This is a genomic window from Naumannella halotolerans (assembly GCF_004364645.1).
GTDB lineage: Bacteria > Actinomycetota > Actinomycetes > Propionibacteriales > Propionibacteriaceae > Naumannella > Naumannella halotolerans.
This window is the reverse complement of the sequence record NZ_SOAW01000001.1, coordinates 870,790-893,461: the sequence shown is the minus strand read 5'-3', so window position 1 is coordinate 893,461 and position 22,672 is coordinate 870,790. Positions and strand designations below refer to the sequence as shown.

Sequence of the window (22,672 nt, the reverse complement as noted above, 5' to 3'; positions counted from 1 at the left end):
CGGGATCTCCCGGCTCTATTCCCACGAATCGCGGGACATGTGTACCACACCCCCGCGACAGCGCGAAGCGGTTGCCGAAAGACGCCGAACTTTGCCGCCTCGGGCCGTGGGCACCGGGCCCGGACGAATGCACGAAAGCGGTTGCCGAAAGGCACCCGACATCGCGGTTCCACGGCCGCCTGCGGGGCCCTGACAAAACCCTTGTCGGTGCCGCCGGCCCCGCTGCGCGCAGCGCAGACCGGGGTCAGATGGCTGGTTTGTCCGGCTGCCGCGGGTTCACACAGCAGTTCGCCGGGCAGACGGTGAGTCCGATCGGCGCGCCCGGCAGGACGGCCGGATGCACTTGCTCACCCCTCGCCTCGGCGGCGCGCTCGAGAGCGACATCGGCCAGCCCGGCGATGAACTGCGGGTCGGTGCCCACGGTCGCTGCCCGGACCATCCGGATGCCGAGCTCCTCGGCCGTCTCGGCCGCCTCGTGGTCCAGGTCGTAGACGACCTCCATGTGATCGGAGATGAAGCCGATCGGTGAGATCACCACGTCGGTGACCCCCTGGGCCGCCATGTCGGTCAGCAGATCGTTGATGTCGGGCTCCAGCCACGGCTGGCTGGGCGCCCCGGAGCGAGAACAGAAGGCCAGCTCCCAGGGAAGCTCAGGAGCCGCCTCGGCGGCCACGGCCTGCGCCACATGACGGTGCCAGTTCACGTACTCACCATCGCGATCACGCGGTTCGGGTCCGCTGCTGAGTGCCATCTGGTCCGGGATCGAGTGGGTGACGAAGACCAGCCGGGTGGTGGCGGGATCACCGGAGAGCTCCGACAGCGCCTTGCCCACGGCCGACACATTGGCCGTCACGAATCCGGGATGGGTGGCGTAGTTGCGTACCCGCTCCACGGTGAGCTCGGCCGGTGCTGCGGCTGCCAGGTTCTCCCGGTACTGCCGACACGACGACCACGAGGGGTAGGCCGAGGTGGTGATGGCCAGCACCCGACGATGGCCGGCCGCGGCCAGCTCGGGCAGCACCTCGTCCAGCAGCGGGTACCAGTTGCGGTTGCCGAGGATCACCGGCAGCTCGCTCCCCCGGTTCTTCAGCTCCGAGCGCAGGGCCCGTAGTTGTTCGTCGGTGCGCTGGTTGATCGGGCTCCGGCCGCCGAACAGCGCATAGTGCTCACCGACCTCGACCAGACGCTCATCGGGAATCCCGCGGCCCGCGGTGACCCGGCGCAGGAACGGCAGCACGTCATCGGGCCCCTCGGGGCCACCGAAGGAGACGAGCAGCACGGCGTCGTAGGGCTGCAACGGATCGGGCGTCAAAAGGTCATCGGGCACAGGTCCAATACTGTCACGGCACACGTACCTACCTCCTACGCACAAGACGTGATGCCCGGTACGTTGGTAGCCATCGTCAGGTCGGGCGCCAGGTGGTCGACCCGGCATCGACGTACCGACTTCGGAGGAAGAGCAAGGGTGGACATCGGATTGACCCCCCGCGAGATCCAGACACGGGTCCGCGCCGGCGCCTCGCTCGCAGAGGTGGCCGAGGCCGCCGGGGTGCCTTCCGAGCGGATCGAACCCTTCGCCGCTCCGGTGCTGGCCGAGCGGGAACACATCGCCAGCCTTGCCCTGGCCGCAGCGGTCCGCCGCCGCGGTGAGGCCGCAGCCCACCGCACTCTGAACGTCGCCGTCACCGACCGGCTCGGCCGCCGCGGGATCGCCGATGACCAGGTGACCTGGGACGCCTGGCGACGCGAGGACCGGCGGTGGACGCTGGTCGCCCGCTACGAGTTGGGCGCCCTGCCGCGAGAAGCGGTGTTCTACTACAACCAGCAGAGCCGGATCTCCGAGCCGGCCAATGACGATGCGCGCTGGCTCGCCGGCGAACTCTCCGCCCTGCCCGGTGCGCCCGACGATCCGACCGAGCCGACGATCGACCTGGACGACGAGCTGGCGCTGGTCCGAGCCCTGCGGGAGCCCTTGGACTCCGATCCGGGCGAGGTACCGGGATCCGATCCCGAACCGCCCCTTCGGCTGTACCAGGGCTGGCAGGCCGAGACCGACGACGAGGTCATCGAGCCCGACCCGAACACCACTCCGGAGGCCGCTCCGCACGTACCGCTGCCCCGTAGTCAGGCGACCCCGCAGGACATCGGCCAGGAGATCGAGGCGCAGCTGTCGAGTTACGGCGGGAACCAGACCGCCGGGCTGGATCTGCTTTACGACCTGTTCGACGGCTCCGGTACCGATCGCGAGTACGCCGGTCTGACCGAGCCGGAGCAGCCACCGCTGGACTTCGGCGAGGAGGCGGAGCCGGAGCAGCCGGCCGCCGGTGCCACCGGCACTCGTCGCCGCCGGAAGTCCAAGGGACGTGCTGAGGCAAGGTCGAAGAAGTCGGATTCCTCGGAATCCACGCCGGTTGATTCCTCGGAGGCCGCAACGGGTGAGTTCCCGCGGGCCACACCGGGTGATTCGTCGGAGTCCACGCCGGGCGGCTCCTCGCAGGCCACCGGGTCCGTCCCTGCCGAGGCCGGATCCCCGGGAGGTTCGTCGGTGGCGACGCCCACGGCCGGGGCGCAGGACGTACCGCCGGGTGCCGACGAGCCGACCGTGCCCGTCCCGACCGATGCTGAGCCCTCGACGATTCCGCCGGTCGCCGAGGAGCCGGGTGCCGACCGCTCGACCCCTCGGAAGGGGCCGGCCGACCCGGTGACCGCCTCCACCGGCGTGGACGGTGACGAGCATTCGGGCCGGCCGAATCGCGAAACGAGCGGTTCTCCTTCGGCACCGAAGGCCTCAACGGACCGCCCGGCCGCCGCTGCGAGCGGCTCCTCCGACCGGAGCGTCGACCCCGATGTGAGCACCGACGACCGAGCGAAGGGCTCCGAGCAGGGCGAGGCCGAGGAGCAGACCGTACAGATCCCGCGTCCCCGTAAACGGCGCAAACGCGCCTCGGTGCCGACCTGGGACGAAATCATGTTCGGCGGCGACTCCGACGACTGATCCGGTGCGCTGTTCCCCGGGCGGCACAGCACCTGGGCCGTACCCCGAACCGGGTCAGCACTGGGTCAGCACTGGGTCAGCACCTCCCAGGCGCCGACGGTCGAAACTCTCCCGAACCTGCGTCGGCGCTCGTCCCCGGCTGTCGTTCGTTCCTGCCGTTTTTCGAACCACACCCCGCTCGTCCCCCAGGACTCCCGCTCGGTCCTGCCGTCCCCCAAACGGAGAGGTCCTGTCGACCCCGATCCAGACACTCGGACCTGAGGTCCTCGAACCGCGTCGTTCTCCCACCGGGACTTCGAACCTGTCGTCACCGAAACAGAGCCGCTCCACCCCAGAACCTCCTACGCGCGGCGCGCGCATCCGGCCCCGACCCGTCACTCGATCTGCGCCACGTGCTGACTAGGGTCGGCGCCGTGCACACGTTCCATCTCGCCGAGCTTCCGGCCCGGATGACCGCGACCGCGATGGTCCGCCCACCCAAAACCCCGGGTCTGCTTGCCGCCGAATGTCTGGCCGGGATGCGACTGGGCGCGCCGGTGATCTCACCGGATCGGTTGCAGCTTCGACGGTTCGTGATGTTCGCGGCCTGGCGCGACGAAGCGGCCGTGGACAACTTCCTCCTCACCGATCCGCTCGGACGCCGACTGGCCGACGGTTGGCACCTTCGGCTGGAGTTCGTCCGCCGATGGGGCAAGGTCACCGAGTTCGCCGACCTGCCGCGCAATACCTCACGGACCGACCCCGATGAGCCGGTGGTCGCGGTGACCCTGGCCCGGATGCGGTTGCCGGAACTACCGCGATTCATCGCCTGGGGCCGCGGCGTGGAACGACAGGTCCGCGACCATCCCGCCGCCACCTTGTCGTTGGCCGCCATCCGGCCACCGAGAACGGTCTCGACGTTCTCCATCTGGCGCAGCGCCAAGGAGATGACCGAGATGGTGTTTGGCCATACCGATCCCGCCACCCAAGCAGCTGAGGTGAGCAGGAGGCATCACCGGGCGATGGCCGAACGGGAGCGTCGCGACTTCCACCACGAGTTCACGACGCTGCGCTTCCGTGCGCTCAGCGAACACGGAACCTGGCTGGGGCGCAGCAACTACCTGCCTCGGTAACTACCTGCCTCGGTGAATCCCCCGCCGACCCCTCACAGGCTGCGCCCCGGAAACGGGACTGGCGCCTGCAACCACGGAGACCCTCGCCGGGCGTTGGGCGCCGACCACATCGTGTCTGCTGCGCGCAGCGCAGATGACCGAAGGTGAGGCGTCTCGACGAACCTCCGGGCCTGCCGGGCACCAACGCGGGGGCCGCAGATCCGCGTTGGTCCGCCCAATCCCCGACTCGCGCCACGACATCGGGGTCTCCCGGGGTCGCGCACACCACACCGCAAAAGTGGCTCCAGACGCGAGAATCGATGCCAGATCCGCGCATTTCTCGATCTGCGCCACTGCAGCGGTGTCTGCCGGGCGGCCAGCCCGCGCTGCTATATGGCTAGACACCGATGAGGTGGGCTCCAAAGCGTGAACCGGTCCACGATCCGCCCATTCCCTGACCTGGCGCCGACGGACAGTGGTTCGGCACCGCGTACGCGGGCGCGATCCCCTGCGCGGGCGCGATCCCCTGCGCAGGCTCGGTCGGCGCGCAGGTTCGGTGGCCGCTGGCATTTGAGGTAGGTATTCGGCCACTGCTGCCATATATGGCAGTGATGACCAGATAATGACTGAAAATGCCGACCACCGACGCCTTCGTGCCTTCGACGGCATCACCTTCGAGGCATCACCTTCGACGGCATCAGCTGGTCCCGAGTGGCTGGCCGGCCAGCCACACGAGACGGCCAACACCCGCCCCCGGCGGGAGGGTCAGTCGATGCGCGGCGGATCCTGCCCGAAGGGCAGGGGTTCGGGACTGAGCGTCGCCTGGGCCACCGCCCGGGTCATCCGGCGGCGATGGTGCTGTCGGCACAGCACCTCGTAGGTCACGGTTCCGGGGTCGGTCGGCTGGGCAGTCTCGGACGGCATTCCCGGTACCGTGCCGTCGGCCTCCGGGAGCGGATCCTCGGCCGGCTCGGTCGGCGCCTGCTCGACCGCATCGGTGTCCCCGACGACCAGCTGGCTTCCCTCGGTGACCATCACGCCGTCGATCACCCGGGCATTGTGAGTGGCCCGCTGACCGCACCAGCACACCGGTTGCACCTGCAGGGTCTCCATCCGATCAGCCAGTTCGACCAGTCGGCCCGACCCCGGGAAGAGCCGGGTACGGAAGTCGGTGAGGATGCCGAAGGCGAAGACGTCGAGCTGCAGATCGTCGACCACCCGGGCCAGCTGCTCCACCTGCAGATCGGTGTAGAACTGGGCCTCATCGCAGATCAGGTAGTCGAGCCGTCGGCCGGCAGTCAGCTCGGTCACGGCGTAGCCGAAGAAGTCGAGTTCGTCGCCGACCTCGGCCGCGGGACTGGACAAGCCCAGCCGGGAGGAGATCACCGAATCCCCGGAACGGTCGAACTTGGTGAACAGCTGACCGGCTCGGCCCGCGGTGCTCTGCGTGTGGTGCACCTGCAGGGCCAGCGTCGATTTGCCGCAATCCATCGGTCCGGTGAAGAAGACGAGTTCGGCCACGAGGAGACATTGTGCCCTGTCCGGGACGTCGACTGTGAGCTCCTCGCCGATCACCACGATGGGCCGGCCCCCTTCGACCGTCCCGGTTCACTCCGGCTGCAGCAACGGCACCAGCATCTCGGCCGAACTCAGCGAGCCGTGCATACCGACGAGGTCGAACTCACCGGGCATCTGTTCGGTGAGCACCGCCGCCGGTTCGGCCATGGCCACGACCACGTCACCGAACCTGCCGGCGACCCGATCACTCAGTGGCCCGAACCAGCCCTCCGCCACGGCCTCGTCACGGGTACGCACCCAGGCCGCATCACCGAGCCGATCCGCCCACCGGCGGGCGACGGCACGCGGGGTCTCCGCCGGTTCGAGATAGAGCTGGCGGAATCGCGCCTCCCCGGCCAACTGGCGTACCCCGGCCAGCAGGTCGGGCTCGGCTTCGACCACCAGCCGTCGATCATCGGGTACGTCGACCATGCCGTGGTCGGCGGTGATGATCAATCGCACCTCCTCGGGCAGCTCGGCCCGCAGCCAGGAGCACCAGCGGTCGATCCGGATCAGACAGTCCAGCCACTCCTGCGAGCGCCAGCCGTAGGCATGTCCGCAGTGGTCGAGCTCCCGCTCGTAGCAGTAGACCAGGCTCCGCTCCGACCGCTCCGCGGCCTCGACGGTTCGGGTGATCCGCAGCAACTGGTCGGCCTCGTCGTCGATGCCGACGACCTCACCGCCACGAAGGCCCGCGACGGTCAGGAAGCTCCCCTCGAACCGGCTGGGCATCACCGAGGACACCGCGACGCCCTGCCCGGCGAGCTGTTCGAACACCGTCGGTTCGGGCTGGAACTCCCTGGCGGTCATCGCCGAGGACCAGAACAACGGAGCCACGATCTCGTCGGTCTCCGGCAGCCGGCAGGTGAACCCGGCGACACCGTGTCCGCCCGGCGGCAGGCCGGTGCCCAGGCTGGTCAGGCTGGTGACCGTGGTGCTGGGAACGCCGGCGGTGATCACCTGGGCACGCCGCAGCTCACCGGACAGGAACGGCGCCCGGGAGGCGACCTGCTCCAACTGCTCGGTGCCGAGCCCGTCGACCAGCACCACCACCCACTGTTCACCGGCACCCAGGCCGAGTCGGTCGGTGTCCCCGACGCCGAACTGGTAGGCGATGCTCGGAAGCAGATCCGACAGGGTCTGTCGCCCGTACTGCGGGACGATCGGGAGCTCGCCGGTTGCCGACACCGAACTCATCGGCCGCCCGCGCTGATCGATCGGACCGCACCGGTGCCCGCCCGCTGTTGCAGGGCGGTCCCCAGCGTCAACAGATCCTTCACCGGGCGCGGTCCGTCGGCCGCCGCACTCACCCGGACCATCAGGTCCTCCACGGTGACTGCACCGGTGTACCCGTGGTCGGCCTCGCAGTTGGGGTCGGCACAACTCGCCGGTTCCAGGTCGACGCGGTTCATCACACCCCAGCCGACCGTCAGCCAGGCCTCCACCGCCGGTGAGCCCGGGCGGTAGTCCTCCGGTGCGGCGACCACCCGGGTGACGGTCACACTGTGGATCCGGTGCAACCCCACCACCTCGGTCGAGGAGGCGGCCTGGCCGCGTCCGCCCTCACCGTCCTGCTCATCGGTGTGGCCGACCAGCAGACGGGTCGGGGTGAGGACCAAGATGGTCAGATGCCGACGGATCTCGTCGCGATTGAAGGTCGGTTCGTGATGCACCACGAAATGTTCGATCGGCTCGTCCCCGAGCGCGGTCACCACGGCATCCTCGACCAGATCCGGAAAGTATCCGCAGGCGTCGATCTCGGCCCGCAGCGCCGCCCGGGAGTCTGTTGGCTGCAACGAAGTCACCGAGCCATTCTCACATGTGCGGCCAGAGGCGTCATCTGAGCCGGTCCGTACCCCGCCGGAATGCTCACAGCCGCCGGAACCGGGCGTCGCGCTCGTCGGCGGTCGGCGCCAGGGTGATCTGGGCCCCGGCGACGGCCACCTGGTCACGGGAGGCGATCACCGGCGACAACCGGCAGTCGGCGATCTGCGGCAGGTCGTCGCCGAGCTGGGCCAGACGGGTCAACAGGTCCTCCACCTTGGCCACGTCGACCCCGGCGGCGCCGTGCCGGCCGAAAAGCACCGGCGCCGCCTTCAGGTCGCGGACCATCGCCCGCGCATCCTGGGTGGTCAGCGGTGACACCCGGTAGCTGGTGTCCCCGAGCAGGTCCTCGGCCAGACCGGCCACGGCGACCGAGATGATCGGGCCGAAGGCCGGATCCTCCCGGGACCGCAGGACCAGGGAGACGCCGGGGACCATCATCGCCTGCACGACCGGTCTGGCCAGAGTGACCCAGTCGCCCTCGGCCACCTCGGCCGGTTGCAACTGGGCCGTCAGCTCGGCCAGTTCCTGCCACGCCTGCTGCATCTCGTCGGGGTCATCGATGTTGCGGTGCACACTGGCCAGATCCCGCTGGCCACGGACCAGCGGGGAGGTCGCCTTCAGTACCGCATTCCACCCCAGTTGCTCGGCGCGGGCGACGGCGTCGTCCAGGGTCCCCACCGGATAGCTGGGCACCGGGTTGATGCCGTAGGCGCGAAGGATCGTGGTGGTCTCCTCCGGAGTGCAGGTACGGCCGTCCGGCGCCTCGGCCAGGACCGCCCGGATCACCCGCCGGGCAGCCGGTACGTCATGGTCGAACAGCGGTACGGCACCGGAGTCACGGTCGCGCCAGCGGGCGTAGGCGGTGCCGGAGGCCAGGCCGTAGAGCGCATCGGCGTACCCGGTGAAGGCCGGCAACTGGCCCTGGCCGTCCGGGCGGTCGATGGCCTCGGTGATCTCGTCGAAGTCGACGAAGACACCGATCAGCGGCTTGCTGGTGACCCGGGCCCGCTCCTCCAGTGCCTGCCGGGCCGACATCCCGAGCAGACCGTAGGGATCCACCGGAGCCACCAGGACGGCATCACAGGTGTCGTCGGCCTCGGCGGCGGCCGCCGCCTCGACGTACCCCTCGGCGGTGGTGAAGGTGGGCAGCAGGACCGGGTCGGTGGGGATCAGGCCGGAGCGCTGGGAGAAGCGGGTCATGTGTCCCAGCAGGGACTGGGAGTTCGACAGCAACCGGACCCGTTCGCCACGCGGCAACGGTTGCCGGGCGAGGATCTTGGCCACCGCCATCATCGCGTCGCGACGCTCGGAGGTGATCACCCCGGACTGCCGGAAGAGCGCGTCGATCGCCTCCTCCGGAGCCTTCGACAAACCACCACGGGCGCCCTCGTGGTTGCCCCGCTGGGATCGGCCGGGCGCCCACAGGATCACCGGTTTGCGGCGGGCCAGACGGCGGGCGATCCGGGAGAACTTGCGCGGGTTGCCGATCCGGTCGATCGACATCACACAGACCGTGGTGGTCTCGTCGTCCTCCCACATCTGCATCACGTCGTTCACCGACACATCGGCGTGCAGCCCGGAGGAGAAGAAGGTGGAGACCCCGACCGAGTTGCGTGCCGCGGAGTTCAGCAGCGCCATCCCGACCGGCGAGGACTGGGTGAACACGCCCACCACACCGGGTCGCGGCAGCGGGGCCGGACTGGCATTCATCGACGTCGGGGTGTTGATCAACCCCAGCGCGTCGGGCCCGACCATCCGCAGCCCGTAGGACCGGGCGAGGCTGACCAGGTCCTCGGCATGGGTACGGGGACGCGACCGATGATCGGGGTCGGCGCCCGTCATCAGCACCACCCCGTGCGCCCGGTGATAGGCCGCGTCCAGCAGCACACTGCGCACATGGTGGGCCTCGGTGCAGACGACGACCAGGTCGACCCCACCCTGCAGATCGGCCAGCGAGGGGATCCGGACCAGTCGGGGATCTCCGGCATGGGAGTCCAGGTCGATCTCCCCGACCAGGATCAGCTCCCCGGCGAAACCGCCGTCCAGCAACTGCCGGGCGACCACACCGAGTTGTCGGGACAGACCGACCAGGGCGATCCGTTCGGGCTGCACCAGCCGGCGTACCGATGCCGACTCGGCGCGCTGCTCGCGGCGCTCCATCACACCGACGGCGGTGTCGGTGGCCAGGATCGGGAACTCGACCATGATCACGCCGTCGTCGAACTGGCGGTGCACCTGGTATCCAGCGTCGATGAAGACCTGCGCCATCCGCCGGTTCTGCGGCAGCACCTCGGCGACGAACCGACCGATACCGCGCTGCCGGGCGGCATGGGCGAGATGTTCGAGCAGGAGCTGGCCGATGCCGCGGCCCTGTTGGGAGTCCTCGACCAGGAAAGCGACCTCGGCCTCGTCGGGTCCGACCCGGTCGAAGCGGCCGACGGCGAGCATCCGCTGACTGCGGTCGGGTTCGCTGACGGTGATGATCAAGGCCACCCGATCGACATGGTCGACATGGGTGAACCGGTGCACATCGGCCTCGGAGAGCACCGGGTACGGGGCGAAGAATCGCAGGTACTTCGACTCCGGCGAGACCCGCGCGTAGAAGTCGACCAACAGCTCGGCATCGTCGGGGGTGATCGGCCGCAGATGGGCGACGGCGCCGTCGGAGAGCAGGACATCGGCTTCCCAATCCTCGGGGTACTCGGCCGACGCCTCGGGTCTTTCGGAAGTCACCGGCTCAGCCTACGGCGCCCACCCGACACGCTGCGCAGCCGTACCCCCGGATCCGGTCTCGCCGCTGCCGCGCCACCACCGGTTCAGCGGAGCGGACCGAATCTGAGTAGGGTCTGGGTCATGTCGACCGACCGGCCGTTCATCGCCGCGCGCGTGGAAGATCGTGTGAACCGCCTGATCCAGCGGGTCGTCCGCGATCTGGGGTGGGGCGAGAGGGTGATCGGCTACACCGGGTACGGCAGTTCGGAGTTCGTCCGGGTGCTCTGCCGGGTCGTCCTCAGCCCCAACCCGACCGGGATCAAGGTGATCGACCGGCCGCTGAATCGTCGGGGTTGGCGCAATTTCATCACCGCACCCGCCGAACGGGTTCCGGTCGAACTCCGCCTCGGCGATGTCACCTATGTCGGTTTCTCCGGCCGCGGCGGTTTCGTCGACGCCAAGTTGCCGCACACCGGACTGGCGCCGGGATGGCACGATGTCGAGGTCAGGGCCGGCCGGGCCGAACCGACCATGGTCCGGATCCGGGTGATCGACGACACCGCCGACCTCGGAATGGTCAGCGACATCGACGACACGGTGATCACCACTGCCCTGCCCCGGCCCCTGCTGGCGGCATGGAACACGTTCGTCCTGCACGAGAGTGCCCGCCAGGCCGTACCGGGGATGGCCGAGCTGTACCGGACCCTGGAACAGCGCCACCCCGACATGCCGGTGTTCTACCTGTCCACCGGCGCCTGGAATGTCGCCCCGACGCTCGAACGATTCCTCGCCCATCACAATTTCCCGCTGGGTCCGCTGCTGCTGACCGACTGGGGACCGACCAATACGGGCTGGTTCCGCAGCGGCCGCGAGCACAAGGAACGGCAGTTGCGCCGTCTGGCCACGGAGTTCCCCCGTACCTCCTGGCTGCTCATCGGCGACGACGGACAGCACGATCCGAGCATCTACGCCCACTTCGCCGAGGATCATCCGGGTCGGGTACGGGCGATCGGCATCCGCCAGTTGACCCCCGGCGAGCAGGTGCTCGCGCACGGTTCCCTGGTCGAGTTGGACCGGCCGCCGCGGGGTCTGCAGACGCCGGAGGTACGCGGGCCCGACGGCCAGTCCCTCGGGCGGGCGCTGGGGGCCTACCACCGCTCGCGCAGCACCGACCTGGTCGGCTGAGACCCTCGGCTCACAGCCGGTGAGCGGACACGCCGCCCGCCTGCCACGCGGTGTCGGTGCCCGGCGGCACAATGGCCCCCTGATCGCAGGCTCCGATGTGCCGCCGATCGCCCTGTCAGGAAGGAGACCCCGAGCCGATGGCCCGGAAAACCACCACCGCTGACGACGACTTCACCGAGCGGGTGCTCGACGTCGACGTCTCCTCGGAGATGCAGACGAGCTTTCTCGAATATGCCTACTCGGTCATCTACTCCCGGGCGCTTCCCGATGCCCGCGACGGGTTGAAGCCGGTCCAGCGGCGGATCCTGTTCTCGATGGATGACATGAACCTGCGGCCGGACCGCGGTTACGTCAAGTGCGCCCGGGTGGTCGGCGAGGTGATGGGCAAGCTGCACCCGCACAGTGATGTCTCGATCTACGACGCCCTGGTCCGGATGGCCCAGCCCTGGGTGATGCGGGTGCCGATGGTGGATCCGCACGGCAACTTCGGCTCCCCCGATGCCGGTCCGGCGGCGATGCGTTACACCGAGTGCCGGATGGCCACGCCGACGGTGGCGATGACCGAGGAACTGGACCAGAACACCGTCGACTTCAAACCGAACTACGACGGCAAGGGCACCGAACCGATCGTCCTGCCGGCGGCGATCCCGAACCTGTTGGTCAACGGCGCCAGCGGGATCGCGGTCGGGATGGCGACGAACATGCCGCCGCACAACCTGGTCGAGGTGGTACAGGCGTTGCGGCACCTGTTGAAGCATCCGAACGCCCAGCTGGACACGTTGATGAAGTACGTACCGGGCCCGGATCTGCCGACCGGCGGCAAGATCATCGGCCTCAGCGGGATCGCCGAGGCCTACGAGACCGGGCGCGGTGCGTTCAAGATCAGGGCGACCGCCCGGATCGAGCAGACCTCTGCCCGGCGCAAGGGAATCGTCGTCACCGAACTCCCTTACACCGTCGGTGCGGAAAAGATCATCGAGCAGATCAAGACCCTGGTCCAGGGCAAACGACTGCAGGGCATCGCCGATGTGAAGGACCTCGGTGATCTGCAGAACCCGACCCGCCTGGTGATCGAGGTGAAGAACGGCTTCAACCCCGAGGCGATCCTCGACGCGTTGTACGCGAAGACGAAGCTGGAGGACTCTTTCTCGATCAACAATGTCGCGCTGGTGGAGGGCCAGCCCCGGACGCTGTCCCTGCGGGACCTGTTGCAGGTGTTCCTGGACCATCGGCTGGAGGTGGTGCTGCGACGTACCACCTTCGCCCGGGACAAGGCACTGGACCGGTTGCACCTGGTCGACGGGCTGTTGATCGCGATCGTCGACATCGACGACGTGATCGCGATCATCCGCGGCGCCGACGATTCCGCCCAGGCCCGGGAGAAGTTGATCGAGGTCTTCGAACTGACCGAGACCCAGGCCAACTACATCCTGGACATGCAGTTGCGGCGGTTGACCAAGTACAGCCGGATCGAGCTGGAGGCCGAGCGGGACGACCTGCGGCAACGGATCGCCGACCTCGGCGAGATCATCGACGATCCCGACCGGTTGCGCGCGGTGGTCGGTGACGAACTGGCCGAGATCGCCAAGAAGTTCGGTACGCCGCGGCGGACGGTCTTGTTGGCCTCCTCGGCCGCCCGACCGACGGCTGCCACGACCGAGCTGGAGATCGCCGACGATCCCTGTCACGTGTTGTTGACCCCCGGTGGCCTGATCGCCCGGACGACCGATGCCGAGCCGCTCGCCACCGGTGAGGACCGGGCCAATCACGATGTCATCGGTTCGGTGATCGCCACCACCGCCCGGGCCGACTTCGGCGTGGTCACCAGCGCCGGCCGGATGCTGCGGCTGAGTGCGCTGGACCTGCCGACCCTGCCACCGACCGCCGGTCCGCCGAATCTGCAGGGCGGCACCCCGATCACCGAACTGGTCTCCCTCGAGCGTGACGAACAGGTGATCGCCCTCGCCTCACTCGCCGAGGACGCCGCGGGTCTGGCACTGGGCACCGCCCACGGTGTGGTGAAGCGGGTGCAGCCGGAGGTGCTGGGCAAGGAATCGTGGGATTTGATCCGGCTCGCCGACGGTGACCGGGTGGTCGGCGCGGTCCAACTGGCCGACGACACCCGGCAACTGGCCTTCGTCACCAGTGAGGGCTCGTTGCTGCATTTCGCCGCCTCCGCGGTACGGCCGCAGGGCCGGTCCGGCGGTGGTGTGGCCGGGATCAAACTGGGCGCCAAGGCCCAGGTCATCTGGTTCGGTGCCGTGGTCCCCGACGAGTCGGTGCTGGTGACGACCGCCGGATCGGCCGATGCCCTGCCGGGCACCGAGGCCGGCAGCGTGAAGGTGACCCCGTTCGCCGAGTATCCGGCCAAGGGCCGGGCCACCGGCGGCGTTCGCTGCCACCGCTTCCTCAAGGGCGAGGACAGGCTGCTGCTGGCCTGGGCCGGGAAGGCCCCGGCACGGGCGATGAGTGAGGCCGGTACGCCGGTCGACCTGCCGCCGGCCGAGGGCCGTCGCGACGGCTCGGGCACCCCGGCCGCCGCGCCGATCGCCGGTCTGGGGCCGGGCATGCTGGGCTGAAACCCTCCGGCGCACGGGGGCCGGTACGCCGACGTTGCGGTGGCCGCTCAGCGCGGCTGCCAGGCCCCTTCGTCCTCGGTCCGTTTCCGGATCCGGGCGGGCAGGGTGCCACCGGCCAGGTCGGCCACGGTGACATTGTCCAGTACCTCCCGCAGGCTGCTGCGGGCTGCGATCCAGACCAGTTGCAAGGGTGTCGCGACATCGTTGTAGGCGACGGCCTCGGGCCGCAGACCGTGCACACTGACCAGCGGTCCGTCGATGCTACGGATGATCTCGGCGACACTGATCTCGTCGGCCGGGCGGGCCAGCCGCCAGCCACCGGAAGCCCCGCGTTGGGACATCAGAATGCCGGCACGTCGGAGGTCGGCGAGGATCGCCAGCAGGAAGCCCCGGGGGATGTCCTGGGCACGGCCGATCTCATCGGCGTTGACCGGATCGTCGTCCTCGCGTCGGGCGATCTCGATCATCGCTCGTACCCCGTAGTCAGATTTGGCCGTGATCCGCACCGCACCAGTCTCGCATCACTCCCGCGCTCCGTGACGACCGCCACGGCATTTGCACCGGCTGACCCGAACCGGGGCTCAGGCGGGCATCGAGGAATGGTGCCGCCCGATCGGCAGCACCAACGGTTTGCCGGAGACCGGATCGGCCACCACCTGGCTGCGCATCCCGAACACCTCCGCCACCGTGTCGGCGGTCAGCACCTCCTCCGGCGAGCCCTCGGCGACCAACCGACCGCCGGCCAGCGCAATCAGCCGATCGGCGTAGCGGGCAGCCAGGTTCAAGTCGTGCAGCACCATCACGATGGTGGTCCCGAAGTCCCGATTCAGATCGGTCAGCAGGTCGAGCACCTCCACCTGATGGCTGATGTCGAGATAGGTGATCGGCTCATCGAGCAGCAGCAGTTCGCTCTGCTGGGCGAGCACCATGGCGATCCACACCCGCTGCCGCTGGCCACCGGACAACTCGTCGATCGCCCGGTCGGCCAGGTCCACCGTGCCGGTCACCTCCAGGGCCCGGGCGATCGCCCGGTCGTCCTCGGCGGTCCAGCGCGAGACCAGCCCGTGGTGCGGATGACGTCCCCGTCCGACGAGGTCGGAGACCGCGATCCCCTCCGGTGCGATCGGTGACTGCGGCAACAGCCCCAGGGTCTGGGCCACCTGTTTGGTGGGCAAGCGGTGGATCTGCTTGCCGTCGAGCAGCACCGCACCGTGGTGCGGCAGCAGCAGCCGGGACATCGCCTTCAACACCGTCGACTTGCCGCAGGCATTGGCCCCGACGATCACGCTGATCTCGCCCGGCGGGATGCTCAGGTCGAGACCGTCGACCACCGTCCGGGAGCCATAGGCCAGTCCGAGGTCCTCGGCCACCAGGGTGTGTTCTTCGGTCACAGGGATCCTCCGGCTCGATTGGTCCGCACGAGTAGGTAGACGAGGAAGGGGGCGCCGAGAGCTCCGGTGACCATACCCACCGGGAACTTGGTGCCGAAGGCGTACTGGGCGGCGAAATCGGCCACCAGTACCAGCAGGGCACCGACCAGCCCCGAGGTGAGCACCGGCGAACCGACCGGTCCCAGCAACCGGGCGGCGATCGGCCCGGAGAGGAAGGCGACGAAGGAGATCGGGCCGGCCGCGGCGGTGGCGAAGGCCATCAGCGCCACTGCGACCACGATCAGGCCCAGCCTGGTCCACTCCACCCGTACCCCGAGTGCCGTCGCGGTCTGATCACCCATCCGGATGGTCTCCAGATTGCGCAGGAGCAACAACAGCAGCGGCACCAGCACCGGCGAGGCCACTGCCAGCGGTGCAGTCCGCTCGTAGGTGGCACCGTTCAGGTTCCCGGTGAGCCACCGGGTGGCCACCTGCAGGTCCCAGGCGGCCGCCCGCGAGAGGACGTAGAGCACGACACTGTCGAGCATGGCCGAGATCCCGATGCCGACCAGGATCAGCCGGGTGTTCGCCACACCCCCGGAGTAGGCGACGACGTAGATGATCAGGGCCGTCGCCAGCGCCGCCACCAGCGCCAAGGTGGCGATGGCGCCCGGGGCCAGACTGAGCACCAGGATGCCGATCACCGCTGCTGCGCTGGCGCCGGAGGTGATGCCGATGATGTCGGGGCTGGCCAACGGATTGCGCAGCATGGTCTGGAAGGTGGCACCGGCCAGACCGAAGGCCAGTCCGACCAAGGTAGCGGTGACCGCCCGCGGCAGCCGCAGCGTACCGACGGTGAAGCCTGCTCCCGGGACGTCGTGGCCGAGGATCACGCCGAGCACCTCGGCCGGGGAGTAGAAGGTACGCCCGAGCAGCAGACTGAGACAGAAGGCCAGGGCCACGGCCAGCAGCAGGCTCCAGGTCACGATCGCCCGGCGCCGCGCCCGCCGGCGGCGTCCGGCCGCGACCCGCTGCAGGGTCTGTTCGGAGACGGTGGCGCTCACAGTTCGCGTACCTTCTGTCGGCGGACGATCCAGATGAAGAACGGTGCTCCGATCACGGCGGTGATGATGCCGACCTGGATCTCCTCGGTGCCGCCGACGAGCCGGCCGACCACATCGGCGACCGTCAGCAGGGCTGCCCCGGCCAGCGCCGAGACCGGGATCAACCAGCGGTGGTCCACACCCACCAGCACCCGGCACAGGTGCGGTATGACCAGTCCGACGAACCCGATCGGGCCGGCGATCGCGGTGCACACCGCGCACAGGACGACCGCGCCGACGGCGGCCACCAGCCGGGCGCGGGTGATGTTCTCCCCCAGTCCGGCGGCCATCGCGTCCCCCAGCGCCAGCGAGTTCAGCGACCGCGCGGAGAACCAGCAGATGAGCGCACCGACGATCAGGAAGGGGGCCATCAGCTGCAGTTTGTCCCAACTGCCGCCGCCGACCCCGCCCACCTGCCAGCGCCGGAACTCCTCCATCGCCTGCGCCCGCGGCAGCAGGATCGCGCTGACCAGCGAGCTCAGGGCGACCGCGGTGGCCGCACCGGCCAGCGCCAGCTTGAGTGGTGTGGCACCTCCCTGCCCGAGGGAACCGAGGGTGTAGACGAAGACGGCGGCCGCCATCGCGCCCACCATGGCGAGCGCGATGTGGGACAGATTCGAACCCGCCCCGAGGAAGGTCATCCCGATCACCACCGCCAGCGCGGCACCGGCATTGACCCCGAGGATCTCCGGGTCCGCCAGCGGGTTCCGGGTGACCCCTTGCATCACCGCACCGGAGACGGCGAGCGCGGCACCGACGGCCATGGCCAGCACGGTACGCGGCAGTCGCTTGACCACCGCCGCCTGTCCGGTCGTCTGCTCCGACCCGCCCAGCCCGGCCAGCACATCGTCGAAGGTGACGTCGAGAACACCGAGAGTGACCGAGGCGATGCCGGCGATCCCGATCAGGATCAGCAGCACCACCACGGTGAGTACACGCACCGAAGTCGGGCGCCGACGGTTGCCGGCGCCGGACCCGGGCGTGGAGCCGATCGCCTCACGCGTCGGCGGCGGGACCGTGGTCATACCGAACAGATCAGTTGGCCTTGGCGGCGGCTTCTTCGATCAGCGGCAGGTAGTTCTCGATCAGGTACGGGATGCCCAGCGGGCTCGGGTTGGCCGCAGCTGCCAGGGTGGGATCGGCCACGTCGTCGAGGACGACGATGGCGCCGTTCTTGACCGCCGGGATCCGCGAGAGCAGCGGATCCTCCCGTACCGTCGCCAGATCGGCCTCGGTGCCGTAGGTGACGATCACCTCGAGATCGGAGAGGGTGTCCACGGCCTCGGCACTGACGTTGGAATTGAACACCTCCTCACCGGCAGCTGCAACAGCTTCCGGTACGGCCAGTCCGAGTTGTTCACTGAGGAACCGTGCCCGGGGGTCGACGGTGGTGTAGAAGCCCACCTGGGAGAGGTCGTCGACGTCGAACCAGGTGAAGGCGGCACCCTGTCCGTCGAGGTTCTCATAACCCTGGACGGCCTCCTGGATCTGGTTCTCGTAGTCGTCCACCAGTGCCTGGGCCTCGGCCTGTTTGCCGAGTGCGGTGCCGTTCAGGGTCAGGGTCTCCTGCCAGGTGGTGCCCCAGGCGACATCGGGGTAGGCGACCACCGGGGCGATCTGGCTCAAGGTGTCGTAGTCGTCCTGACTCAGGCCGGAGTAGGCGGCCAGGATCACATCGGGGGCGGAATCGGCGACGGCCTCGAAGTCGACTCCGTCGGTGCCGTCGTACATGGCCGGGGTCTCGGCGCCCAGCTCGGTGAGCTTCTGCTCGACCCAGGGCAGCACCCCGTCGCCGTCGTCGTCACCCCAGGTGGCCTTCTCCATGATCACCGGCACCTCGCCGAGGGCGAGCGCGGCCTCCTGGTTGCTCCAGCCGACGGTGGCGATCCGCTCGGGTTGTTCGGGGATCACGGTCTCGCCGTAGGCGTGCTGCACGGTGACCGGGAAGGCCGCTCCACTGCCACCTTGGTCCTCGGCGGCGGGGCCGGGATCGGTCTGATCGGCCGCGACACCGCCACAGGCGGCCAGCACGAGGCTGCCGGCGAGAGTGGTGGCGACTGCGAGTGCGCGCACGGACATGAATCTCCTTGCAGATCGGTCGCCACCTCGCCGGGCGACTCAGCTTAGGCAAACCTAAGCCATCGTCCGGGGATCCGGCCAATCAGCCGCCCGGCAGAACTTCCGTGAGTTGAGTCACGGCCGGATCAGACATTCACCTCGGCGAGATCCCTGCTCGCGCGTCGCTCCTGGCGTACCGCCCAGGTGATCAGACCCGCCCACGCCAGCAGCAGGACACCCATCACCACCACGACCACCGGTGTGGCCGGCTCAGCGGTTCCGAGCAGGGTGTAGCTGTTGGTGACGATGATCAGACCGCCTGCCGCGACGGCCAGGATCCGGGCGGGCAGGCGCTTCACCAGCCAGGCTGCGAGCGGCGCAGCCAGCACCCCGCCGACCAGCAGGGCGGCGGCGATCCGGAAGTCGATGCCCTGGGCGCCGAGTGCGAAGAGGAATCCCAGCGACCCGCCGACGGCGACGACGAACTCGGAGGTGTCGATCGAGCCCACCACCTTGCGCGGCTCCATGGTTCCCGAGGCGAGCAGGGTCGGCGTACCGACCGGACCCCAGCCCCCGCCACCGATCGCGTCCAGCAGACCGGCGACCGAGGCCATCGGCACCAGCAGCAGTTTCGAGGGACGGCCCCGGAACTGCGGCCGTTCACCGCGCAGCCGCAGGAACCGCCACAGGACGTACACCCCGAGTGCGAGCAGCAGCACCGCGACGAAGGGTTTGGCGAGATCGCCGTCGAGGGAGGAGAGGAAGGTGGCCCCGACGAAGGCAGCGATACCACCGGGTACGGCAATCGTGCCGACCACTCGCCAGTCGACATTCCCCAGCCGCCAATGGGAGACCCCCGAGACCACCGTCGTCCCGATCTCGGAGAAGTGGATGGCCGCCGAGGCGGCTGCGGGCGCGACACCGACCGCCAGCAACATGGTGGAGGACGTCACCCCGTAGGCCATGCCCAGCGAGCCGTCGACCAGCTGGGCGATGAATCCGACCACGCCCAGGATGATCAGGTTGCGCATGTGTGTTCACTCCACCGTTGTCCTCGTGACCGTCGCACCGGCGGACCTGGATGACGATCTTCTTCGGCAACTCAGTAGACATTGCCTCGGCGCCGGATCCGAATCCGTATCACCCAGCGGACAGTGCGCGCAGTATCACCAGGGTCTGGCTGGTCCTTCGCCGGGTAAGACCTCGGGCCGGTTCAGGGTTGGGTCAGGGTCGATCGGGAATCCTCGGGCCCCCATTCGACGTTGTGCTGTATGTAACCCACAGAAAGGGACCACCGATGGCCATCACCACAGCTCAGCGTCAGCGTGCTAACGACGGCATCGACGGCAAGGACGCAGTCGGTCTGTACCTGGACGGAATCGCCAAGACCCCGCTGCTCAGCGCAGCCGAGGAGGTCGAACTCGCCCGCACCATCGAGGCAGGTCTGTACGCCAGCAAGATCCTGGACGGAACGGTCACCGCGCCGATGCGCCGGGAGGCAGTCGGCCGGGCGAGCCGGGTCAAGACCGAGGAACTCGAAGCGCTGGTCGCCGAGGGCGAACGGGCCATGCAGCAGTTCACCAACGCGAACCTTCGACTGGTCGTTTCCATCGCCCGCAAGTACAGCCGTTCCCAGATGCCCCTGCTCGACCTGGTCCAGGAGGGCAATACCGGCCTGATCCGGGCGGTCGAGAAGTTCGACTACAGCAAGGGCTTCAAGTTCTCCACCTATGCCACCTGGTGGGTGAAGCAGTCGATCAGCCGGGGAATCGCCCAGCAGGGTCGGATCGTCCGGCTGCCGGTGCATGTCGCCGAGCAGGTCAACCAGGTCAACGCCATCCGGCGCAACCTGGAGCGCAAGCTCGGGCGCGAGCCCGAGCTGGACGAGATCGCCGCCGAGATGGATGTCGATCCCGGCCGGGTCGTCGACCTGATCCGCTATGGCCGCGACCACGTCTCCTTGGACGCCCCGGTCGAGGAGGACGGCGACACCGCCCTCGGTGATCTGATTGCCCGCGAGCCCATGCCGGGTCCGGACGAGATGGTGCTGAACGCCGAGGAGAGCGCCCGGCTGGAGTCGATGCTGGAGAGCCTCGACGATCGCTCGGCCGACGTCGTGCGTCGCCGGTACGGCCTGCTCGACGGCCGTCAGGCCAAGTTGGCCGACATCGGCGCCGTCTGGGGCATCACCGCCGAGCGCGTGCGGCAGATCGAGCGGCACGCGATCGCCAAGCTCCGCCAGAGCGAACTGGCTGCCTGAGCCGTCGGACACCGAACGGCCCCGGGGAATTGTCCCCGGGGCCGTTCGTCATGTTCGTCGCACTCAGGCTCCGGCGGCGCCGTCGAGCGGTCTGATCAGGCCCTCCTGGGCGACCGAGGCGAACAACACCCCGTCCTGGAACAGCCGCCCGGTCGCCAGGCCGACACCCCCGGAGGCGGACGGCGAGACCTGGTCGTAGAGCATCCAGCGATCGGCCCGGAAGGGGCGGTGGAACCACATGCTGTGGTCCAACGACGCCATCTGCACCTTGAACTGGTTCAGTTCGTGCGGCACCAGGCACGCCGCCAGCAGGGAGAGGTCCGAGGCATAGGCCAGCACCGCCCGATGCCACAGGCCGCTGTCGGCACCGTCGGGCAGGACCAGTTCGTCGTTCAGCTTCACCCACATCCGGGCGCGGGCCGGATGCTCGGCACTCTCCAATCCGCCGCCCGGCGTCGACGTACCGGCCAATCGGAAGTCCAGCACGCCGAACTCGGACTGCCAGATCGGGGCCGGCCGACCGGTCAGCTCCTCCTGCAGATCCGACAGACGGATGCAGTCCTCCGGTGCCGGCACATCGGCCGGCATCGCGTCGGCATGGTCGTAGCCGACCTCAGCGCTGTGGAAGGAGGCCGACAAGGTGAAGATGACCGAGCCGTTCTGCCGGGCGAGCACCCGCCGGGAGGAGAACGAACCACCGTCGCGGGTGAACTCGACGTCGTAGATGATCGGCATGGTCGTCCGCCCCGGACGCAGGAAGTAGGCGTGCAGGGAATGCACCGGCCGCGCCGGGTCGACGGTACGGGAGGCGGCCATCAGCGCCTGGGCCAGGACCTGGCCGCCGAAGGCCCGCTGCATCTGGGTGATCGGCTGCGCCCCCCGGAAGAGACCGATCTCGATCTCCTCCAGATCGAGCAGCCGGGACAACTCCTGCATGGTCGACGGCATCAGCGATCCTCTCCCTTGTCCCGCTCGGCGAGGAACCGCTCGAACTCGGCACCGATCTCCTGGGCCGAGGGAACCTGCTGGGTCCCCAGGCCACTGTCGTACTGCTCCTCCAGCCCGGCGACCACCTGACGCACCTCGGCCGAGGACTCCATCTCGGTGTTGATCTCCACCAGATTCTTCTGCGCCGCCTCGGCCAGCCCGTCCAGCGGTAGTTCCAATCCGGTCACCTCCGACAGTCGACGGGTCGCGGCGAGCACGGCCTGGCCGAACGGCGCCGCGGACAGGTAGTGAGGTACGTGGGTGGCCAGCCCCAGGGAACGCACCCCGACCTCCCCCAGCCGCATCTCCAGCATCGACCCGATGCTGCCGGGTACCTCGATCCGGCCCAGCCACAGCGCATTGTCCTGGGAGAGGTCACCTTCGCTGGAATGCCCGGTGATCGTCGTCGGCCGGGTGTGCGGGACGCCGATCGGGATCCCGTAGGCGGTCGCGGCCGTGCTGACCCCCAGTTCACCGGCCAGGATCTTCACCGCCGCACTCGCCCGCTCCCACTGCATGTCCGGTTCCGGGCCGGTGATCACCACGAACTCGGTACCGGCACCGTCGACCACCCGGTGCAACAACAGCTCCGGCGGCCGCAGCGCATCCCAGTGATCGGTGTCGAAGGTCATCACCGGTCGACGACTGCGGTAGTCGTGCAGCTGATCGACGTCGAGGGTGGCGATCACCTCGTGTTCACAGTGCGCGAGCAGTTGCTTGGACAGGGTGTGGCCGACCTGCCCGGCGTCGACGAACCCCTCGAAGAAATGCAGCAGCACCAATTCGTCACGATGTCGATCACGGAACTCGAAGTAAGCAGGTTCAGTGCGTTCCAAGAGCTGCTCGGGATCCAACATGAGCGCCACCCTACCGGCCTGCGGAGTCCGACTCCGGTCGACTCACGCGCCGGTGGTGCCGACGACCGGAATGACGCAACGGCCGTGGTCG

18 protein-coding genes are annotated in these 22,672 nt (G+C 68.9%); 5 read left to right on the top strand and 13 right to left on the bottom strand.

Going from position 1 to position 22,672, the window contains the following annotated elements:
• Positions 1-244: 244 nt before the first annotated feature.
• Positions 245-1,327, bottom strand: a complete 1,083-nt coding sequence (locus CLV29_RS04160) for a ferrochelatase (RefSeq protein ID WP_243831713.1) — start codon at positions 1,325-1,327, stop codon at positions 245-247.
• A gap of 138 nt (positions 1,328-1,465) precedes the next feature.
• Between CLV29_RS04160 and sepH the strand changes: the two genes are divergently transcribed.
• Together sepH and CLV29_RS04150 are read left to right on the top strand one after the other, a co-directional pair.
• Complete coding sequence (sepH, locus tag CLV29_RS04155) at positions 1,466-2,995, top strand: septation protein SepH (RefSeq protein ID WP_166649121.1); 1,530 nt, start codon at positions 1,466-1,468, stop codon at positions 2,993-2,995.
• 413 nt (positions 2,996-3,408) lie between these two features.
• Positions 3,409-4,107, top strand: coding sequence for a hypothetical protein (locus tag CLV29_RS04150; protein ID WP_243831712.1), 699 nt, complete (start codon positions 3,409-3,411; stop codon positions 4,105-4,107).
• 744 nt (positions 4,108-4,851) lie between these two features.
• Here CLV29_RS04150 and CLV29_RS04145 read toward each other — a convergent pair.
• From CLV29_RS04145 to CLV29_RS04130, 4 genes are all read right to left on the bottom strand, one after another.
• Positions 4,852-5,607 (bottom strand): thymidine kinase, encoded by a 756-nt coding sequence (locus CLV29_RS04145; RefSeq protein ID WP_133753774.1) that lies wholly within the window; start codon positions 5,605-5,607, stop codon positions 4,852-4,854.
• An 87-nt stretch (positions 5,608-5,694) separates the two neighbouring features.
• Complete coding sequence (locus CLV29_RS04140; protein ID WP_133753773.1) at positions 5,695-6,840, bottom strand: alkaline phosphatase family protein; 1,146 nt, start codon at positions 6,838-6,840, stop codon at positions 5,695-5,697.
• Positions 6,837-7,448 (bottom strand): DUF5998 family protein, encoded by a 612-nt coding sequence (locus CLV29_RS04135; RefSeq protein WP_243831711.1) that lies wholly within the window; start codon positions 7,446-7,448, stop codon positions 6,837-6,839. The genes CLV29_RS04140 and CLV29_RS04135 overlap by 4 nt, the downstream gene beginning before the upstream one ends.
• Positions 7,449-7,512: 64 nt before the next feature.
• Positions 7,513-10,203 carry a GNAT family N-acetyltransferase gene (locus tag CLV29_RS04130; RefSeq protein WP_133753772.1) on the bottom strand — a complete coding sequence of 897 codons (2,691 nt, stop codon included), beginning with the start codon at positions 10,201-10,203 and terminating at the stop codon, positions 7,513-7,515.
• A gap of 120 nt (positions 10,204-10,323) precedes the next feature.
• Here CLV29_RS04130 and CLV29_RS04125 point away from each other — a divergent pair, with 120 nt between their 5' ends.
• Positions 10,324-11,367 (top strand): App1 family protein, encoded by a 1,044-nt coding sequence (locus CLV29_RS04125; protein WP_133753771.1) that lies wholly within the window; start codon positions 10,324-10,326, stop codon positions 11,365-11,367.
• Between the two features lie 137 nt (positions 11,368-11,504).
• On the top strand, positions 11,505-13,946 hold the full coding sequence (locus CLV29_RS04120; protein WP_133753770.1) for a DNA gyrase/topoisomerase IV subunit A: 2,442 nt from the start codon (positions 11,505-11,507) through the stop codon (positions 13,944-13,946).
• 47 nt (positions 13,947-13,993) lie between these two features.
• Here the strand turns inward: CLV29_RS04120 and CLV29_RS04115 are convergent, their stop codons facing one another.
• The 6 genes from CLV29_RS04115 to CLV29_RS04090 form a co-directional block, all read right to left on the bottom strand.
• Positions 13,994-14,452, bottom strand: a complete 459-nt coding sequence (locus tag CLV29_RS04115) for an RrF2 family transcriptional regulator (RefSeq protein WP_133753769.1) — start codon at positions 14,450-14,452, stop codon at positions 13,994-13,996.
• 75 nt (positions 14,453-14,527) lie between these two features.
• Positions 14,528-15,337 carry an ABC transporter ATP-binding protein gene (locus tag CLV29_RS04110; protein ID WP_133753768.1) on the bottom strand — a complete coding sequence of 270 codons (810 nt, stop codon included), beginning with the start codon at positions 15,335-15,337 and terminating at the stop codon, positions 14,528-14,530.
• Positions 15,334-16,380 (bottom strand): FecCD family ABC transporter permease, encoded by a 1,047-nt coding sequence (locus CLV29_RS04105; RefSeq protein ID WP_133753767.1) that lies wholly within the window; start codon positions 16,378-16,380, stop codon positions 15,334-15,336. Before CLV29_RS04105 ends, CLV29_RS04110 begins: the two co-directional genes overlap by 4 nt.
• The gene (locus CLV29_RS04100) at positions 16,377-17,444 is read right to left on the bottom strand and encodes a FecCD family ABC transporter permease (RefSeq protein ID WP_133753766.1); all 1,068 of its coding nucleotides are present in this window, start codon (positions 17,442-17,444) and stop codon (positions 16,377-16,379) included. The genes CLV29_RS04105 and CLV29_RS04100 overlap by 4 nt, the downstream gene beginning before the upstream one ends.
• Positions 17,445-17,454: 10 nt before the next feature.
• The gene (locus tag CLV29_RS04095; RefSeq protein ID WP_133753765.1) at positions 17,455-18,498 is read right to left on the bottom strand and encodes an iron-siderophore ABC transporter substrate-binding protein; all 1,044 of its coding nucleotides are present in this window, start codon (positions 18,496-18,498) and stop codon (positions 17,455-17,457) included.
• Between the two features lie 125 nt (positions 18,499-18,623).
• Complete coding sequence (locus CLV29_RS04090) at positions 18,624-19,508, bottom strand: sulfite exporter TauE/SafE family protein (RefSeq protein WP_133753764.1); 885 nt, start codon at positions 19,506-19,508, stop codon at positions 18,624-18,626.
• A 266-nt stretch (positions 19,509-19,774) separates the two neighbouring features.
• Here CLV29_RS04090 and CLV29_RS04085 point away from each other — a divergent pair, with 266 nt between their 5' ends.
• Positions 19,775-20,737 carry a sigma-70 family RNA polymerase sigma factor gene (locus tag CLV29_RS04085; protein WP_133753763.1) on the top strand — a complete coding sequence of 321 codons (963 nt, stop codon included), beginning with the start codon at positions 19,775-19,777 and terminating at the stop codon, positions 20,735-20,737.
• 63 nt (positions 20,738-20,800) lie between these two features.
• Here CLV29_RS04085 and CLV29_RS04080 read toward each other — a convergent pair whose 3' ends face one another.
• Both CLV29_RS04080 and CLV29_RS04075 read right to left on the bottom strand, forming a co-directional pair.
• A complete protein-coding gene (locus CLV29_RS04080) occupies positions 20,801-21,685 on the bottom strand; it encodes an acyl-CoA thioesterase (RefSeq protein ID WP_133753762.1) in 885 nt (294 codons plus the stop codon).
• Positions 21,685-22,581, bottom strand: a complete 897-nt coding sequence (locus CLV29_RS04075; protein WP_133753761.1) for a PAC2 family protein — start codon at positions 22,579-22,581, stop codon at positions 21,685-21,687. Before CLV29_RS04075 ends, CLV29_RS04080 begins: the two co-directional genes overlap by 1 nt.
• Positions 22,582-22,672: the final 91 nt, after the last annotated feature.

Coding starts and splice junctions, on each gene's coding strand:
- CLV29_RS04140 (WP_133753773.1), bottom strand. CDS start 6,840: ATGAGTTCGGTGTCGGCAACCGGCGAGCTCCCGATCGTCCCGCAGTAC.
- CLV29_RS04125 (WP_133753771.1), top strand. CDS start 10,324: ATGTCGACCGACCGGCCGTTCATCGCCGCGCGCGTGGAAGATCGTGTG.
- CLV29_RS04120 (WP_133753770.1), top strand. CDS start 11,505: ATGGCCCGGAAAACCACCACCGCTGACGACGACTTCACCGAGCGGGTG.
- CLV29_RS04100 (WP_133753766.1), bottom strand. CDS start 17,444: ATGACCACGGTCCCGCCGCCGACGCGTGAGGCGATCGGCTCCACGCCC.
- CLV29_RS04095 (WP_133753765.1), bottom strand. CDS start 18,498: ATGTCCGTGCGCGCACTCGCAGTCGCCACCACTCTCGCCGGCAGCCTC.
- CLV29_RS04090 (WP_133753764.1), bottom strand. CDS start 19,508: ATGCGCAACCTGATCATCCTGGGCGTGGTCGGATTCATCGCCCAGCTG.
- CLV29_RS04085 (WP_133753763.1), top strand. CDS start 19,775: ATGGCCATCACCACAGCTCAGCGTCAGCGTGCTAACGACGGCATCGAC.
- CLV29_RS04080 (WP_133753762.1), bottom strand. CDS start 21,685: ATGCCGTCGACCATGCAGGAGTTGTCCCGGCTGCTCGATCTGGAGGAG.
- CLV29_RS04075 (WP_133753761.1), bottom strand. CDS start 22,581: ATGTTGGATCCCGAGCAGCTCTTGGAACGCACTGAACCTGCTTACTTC.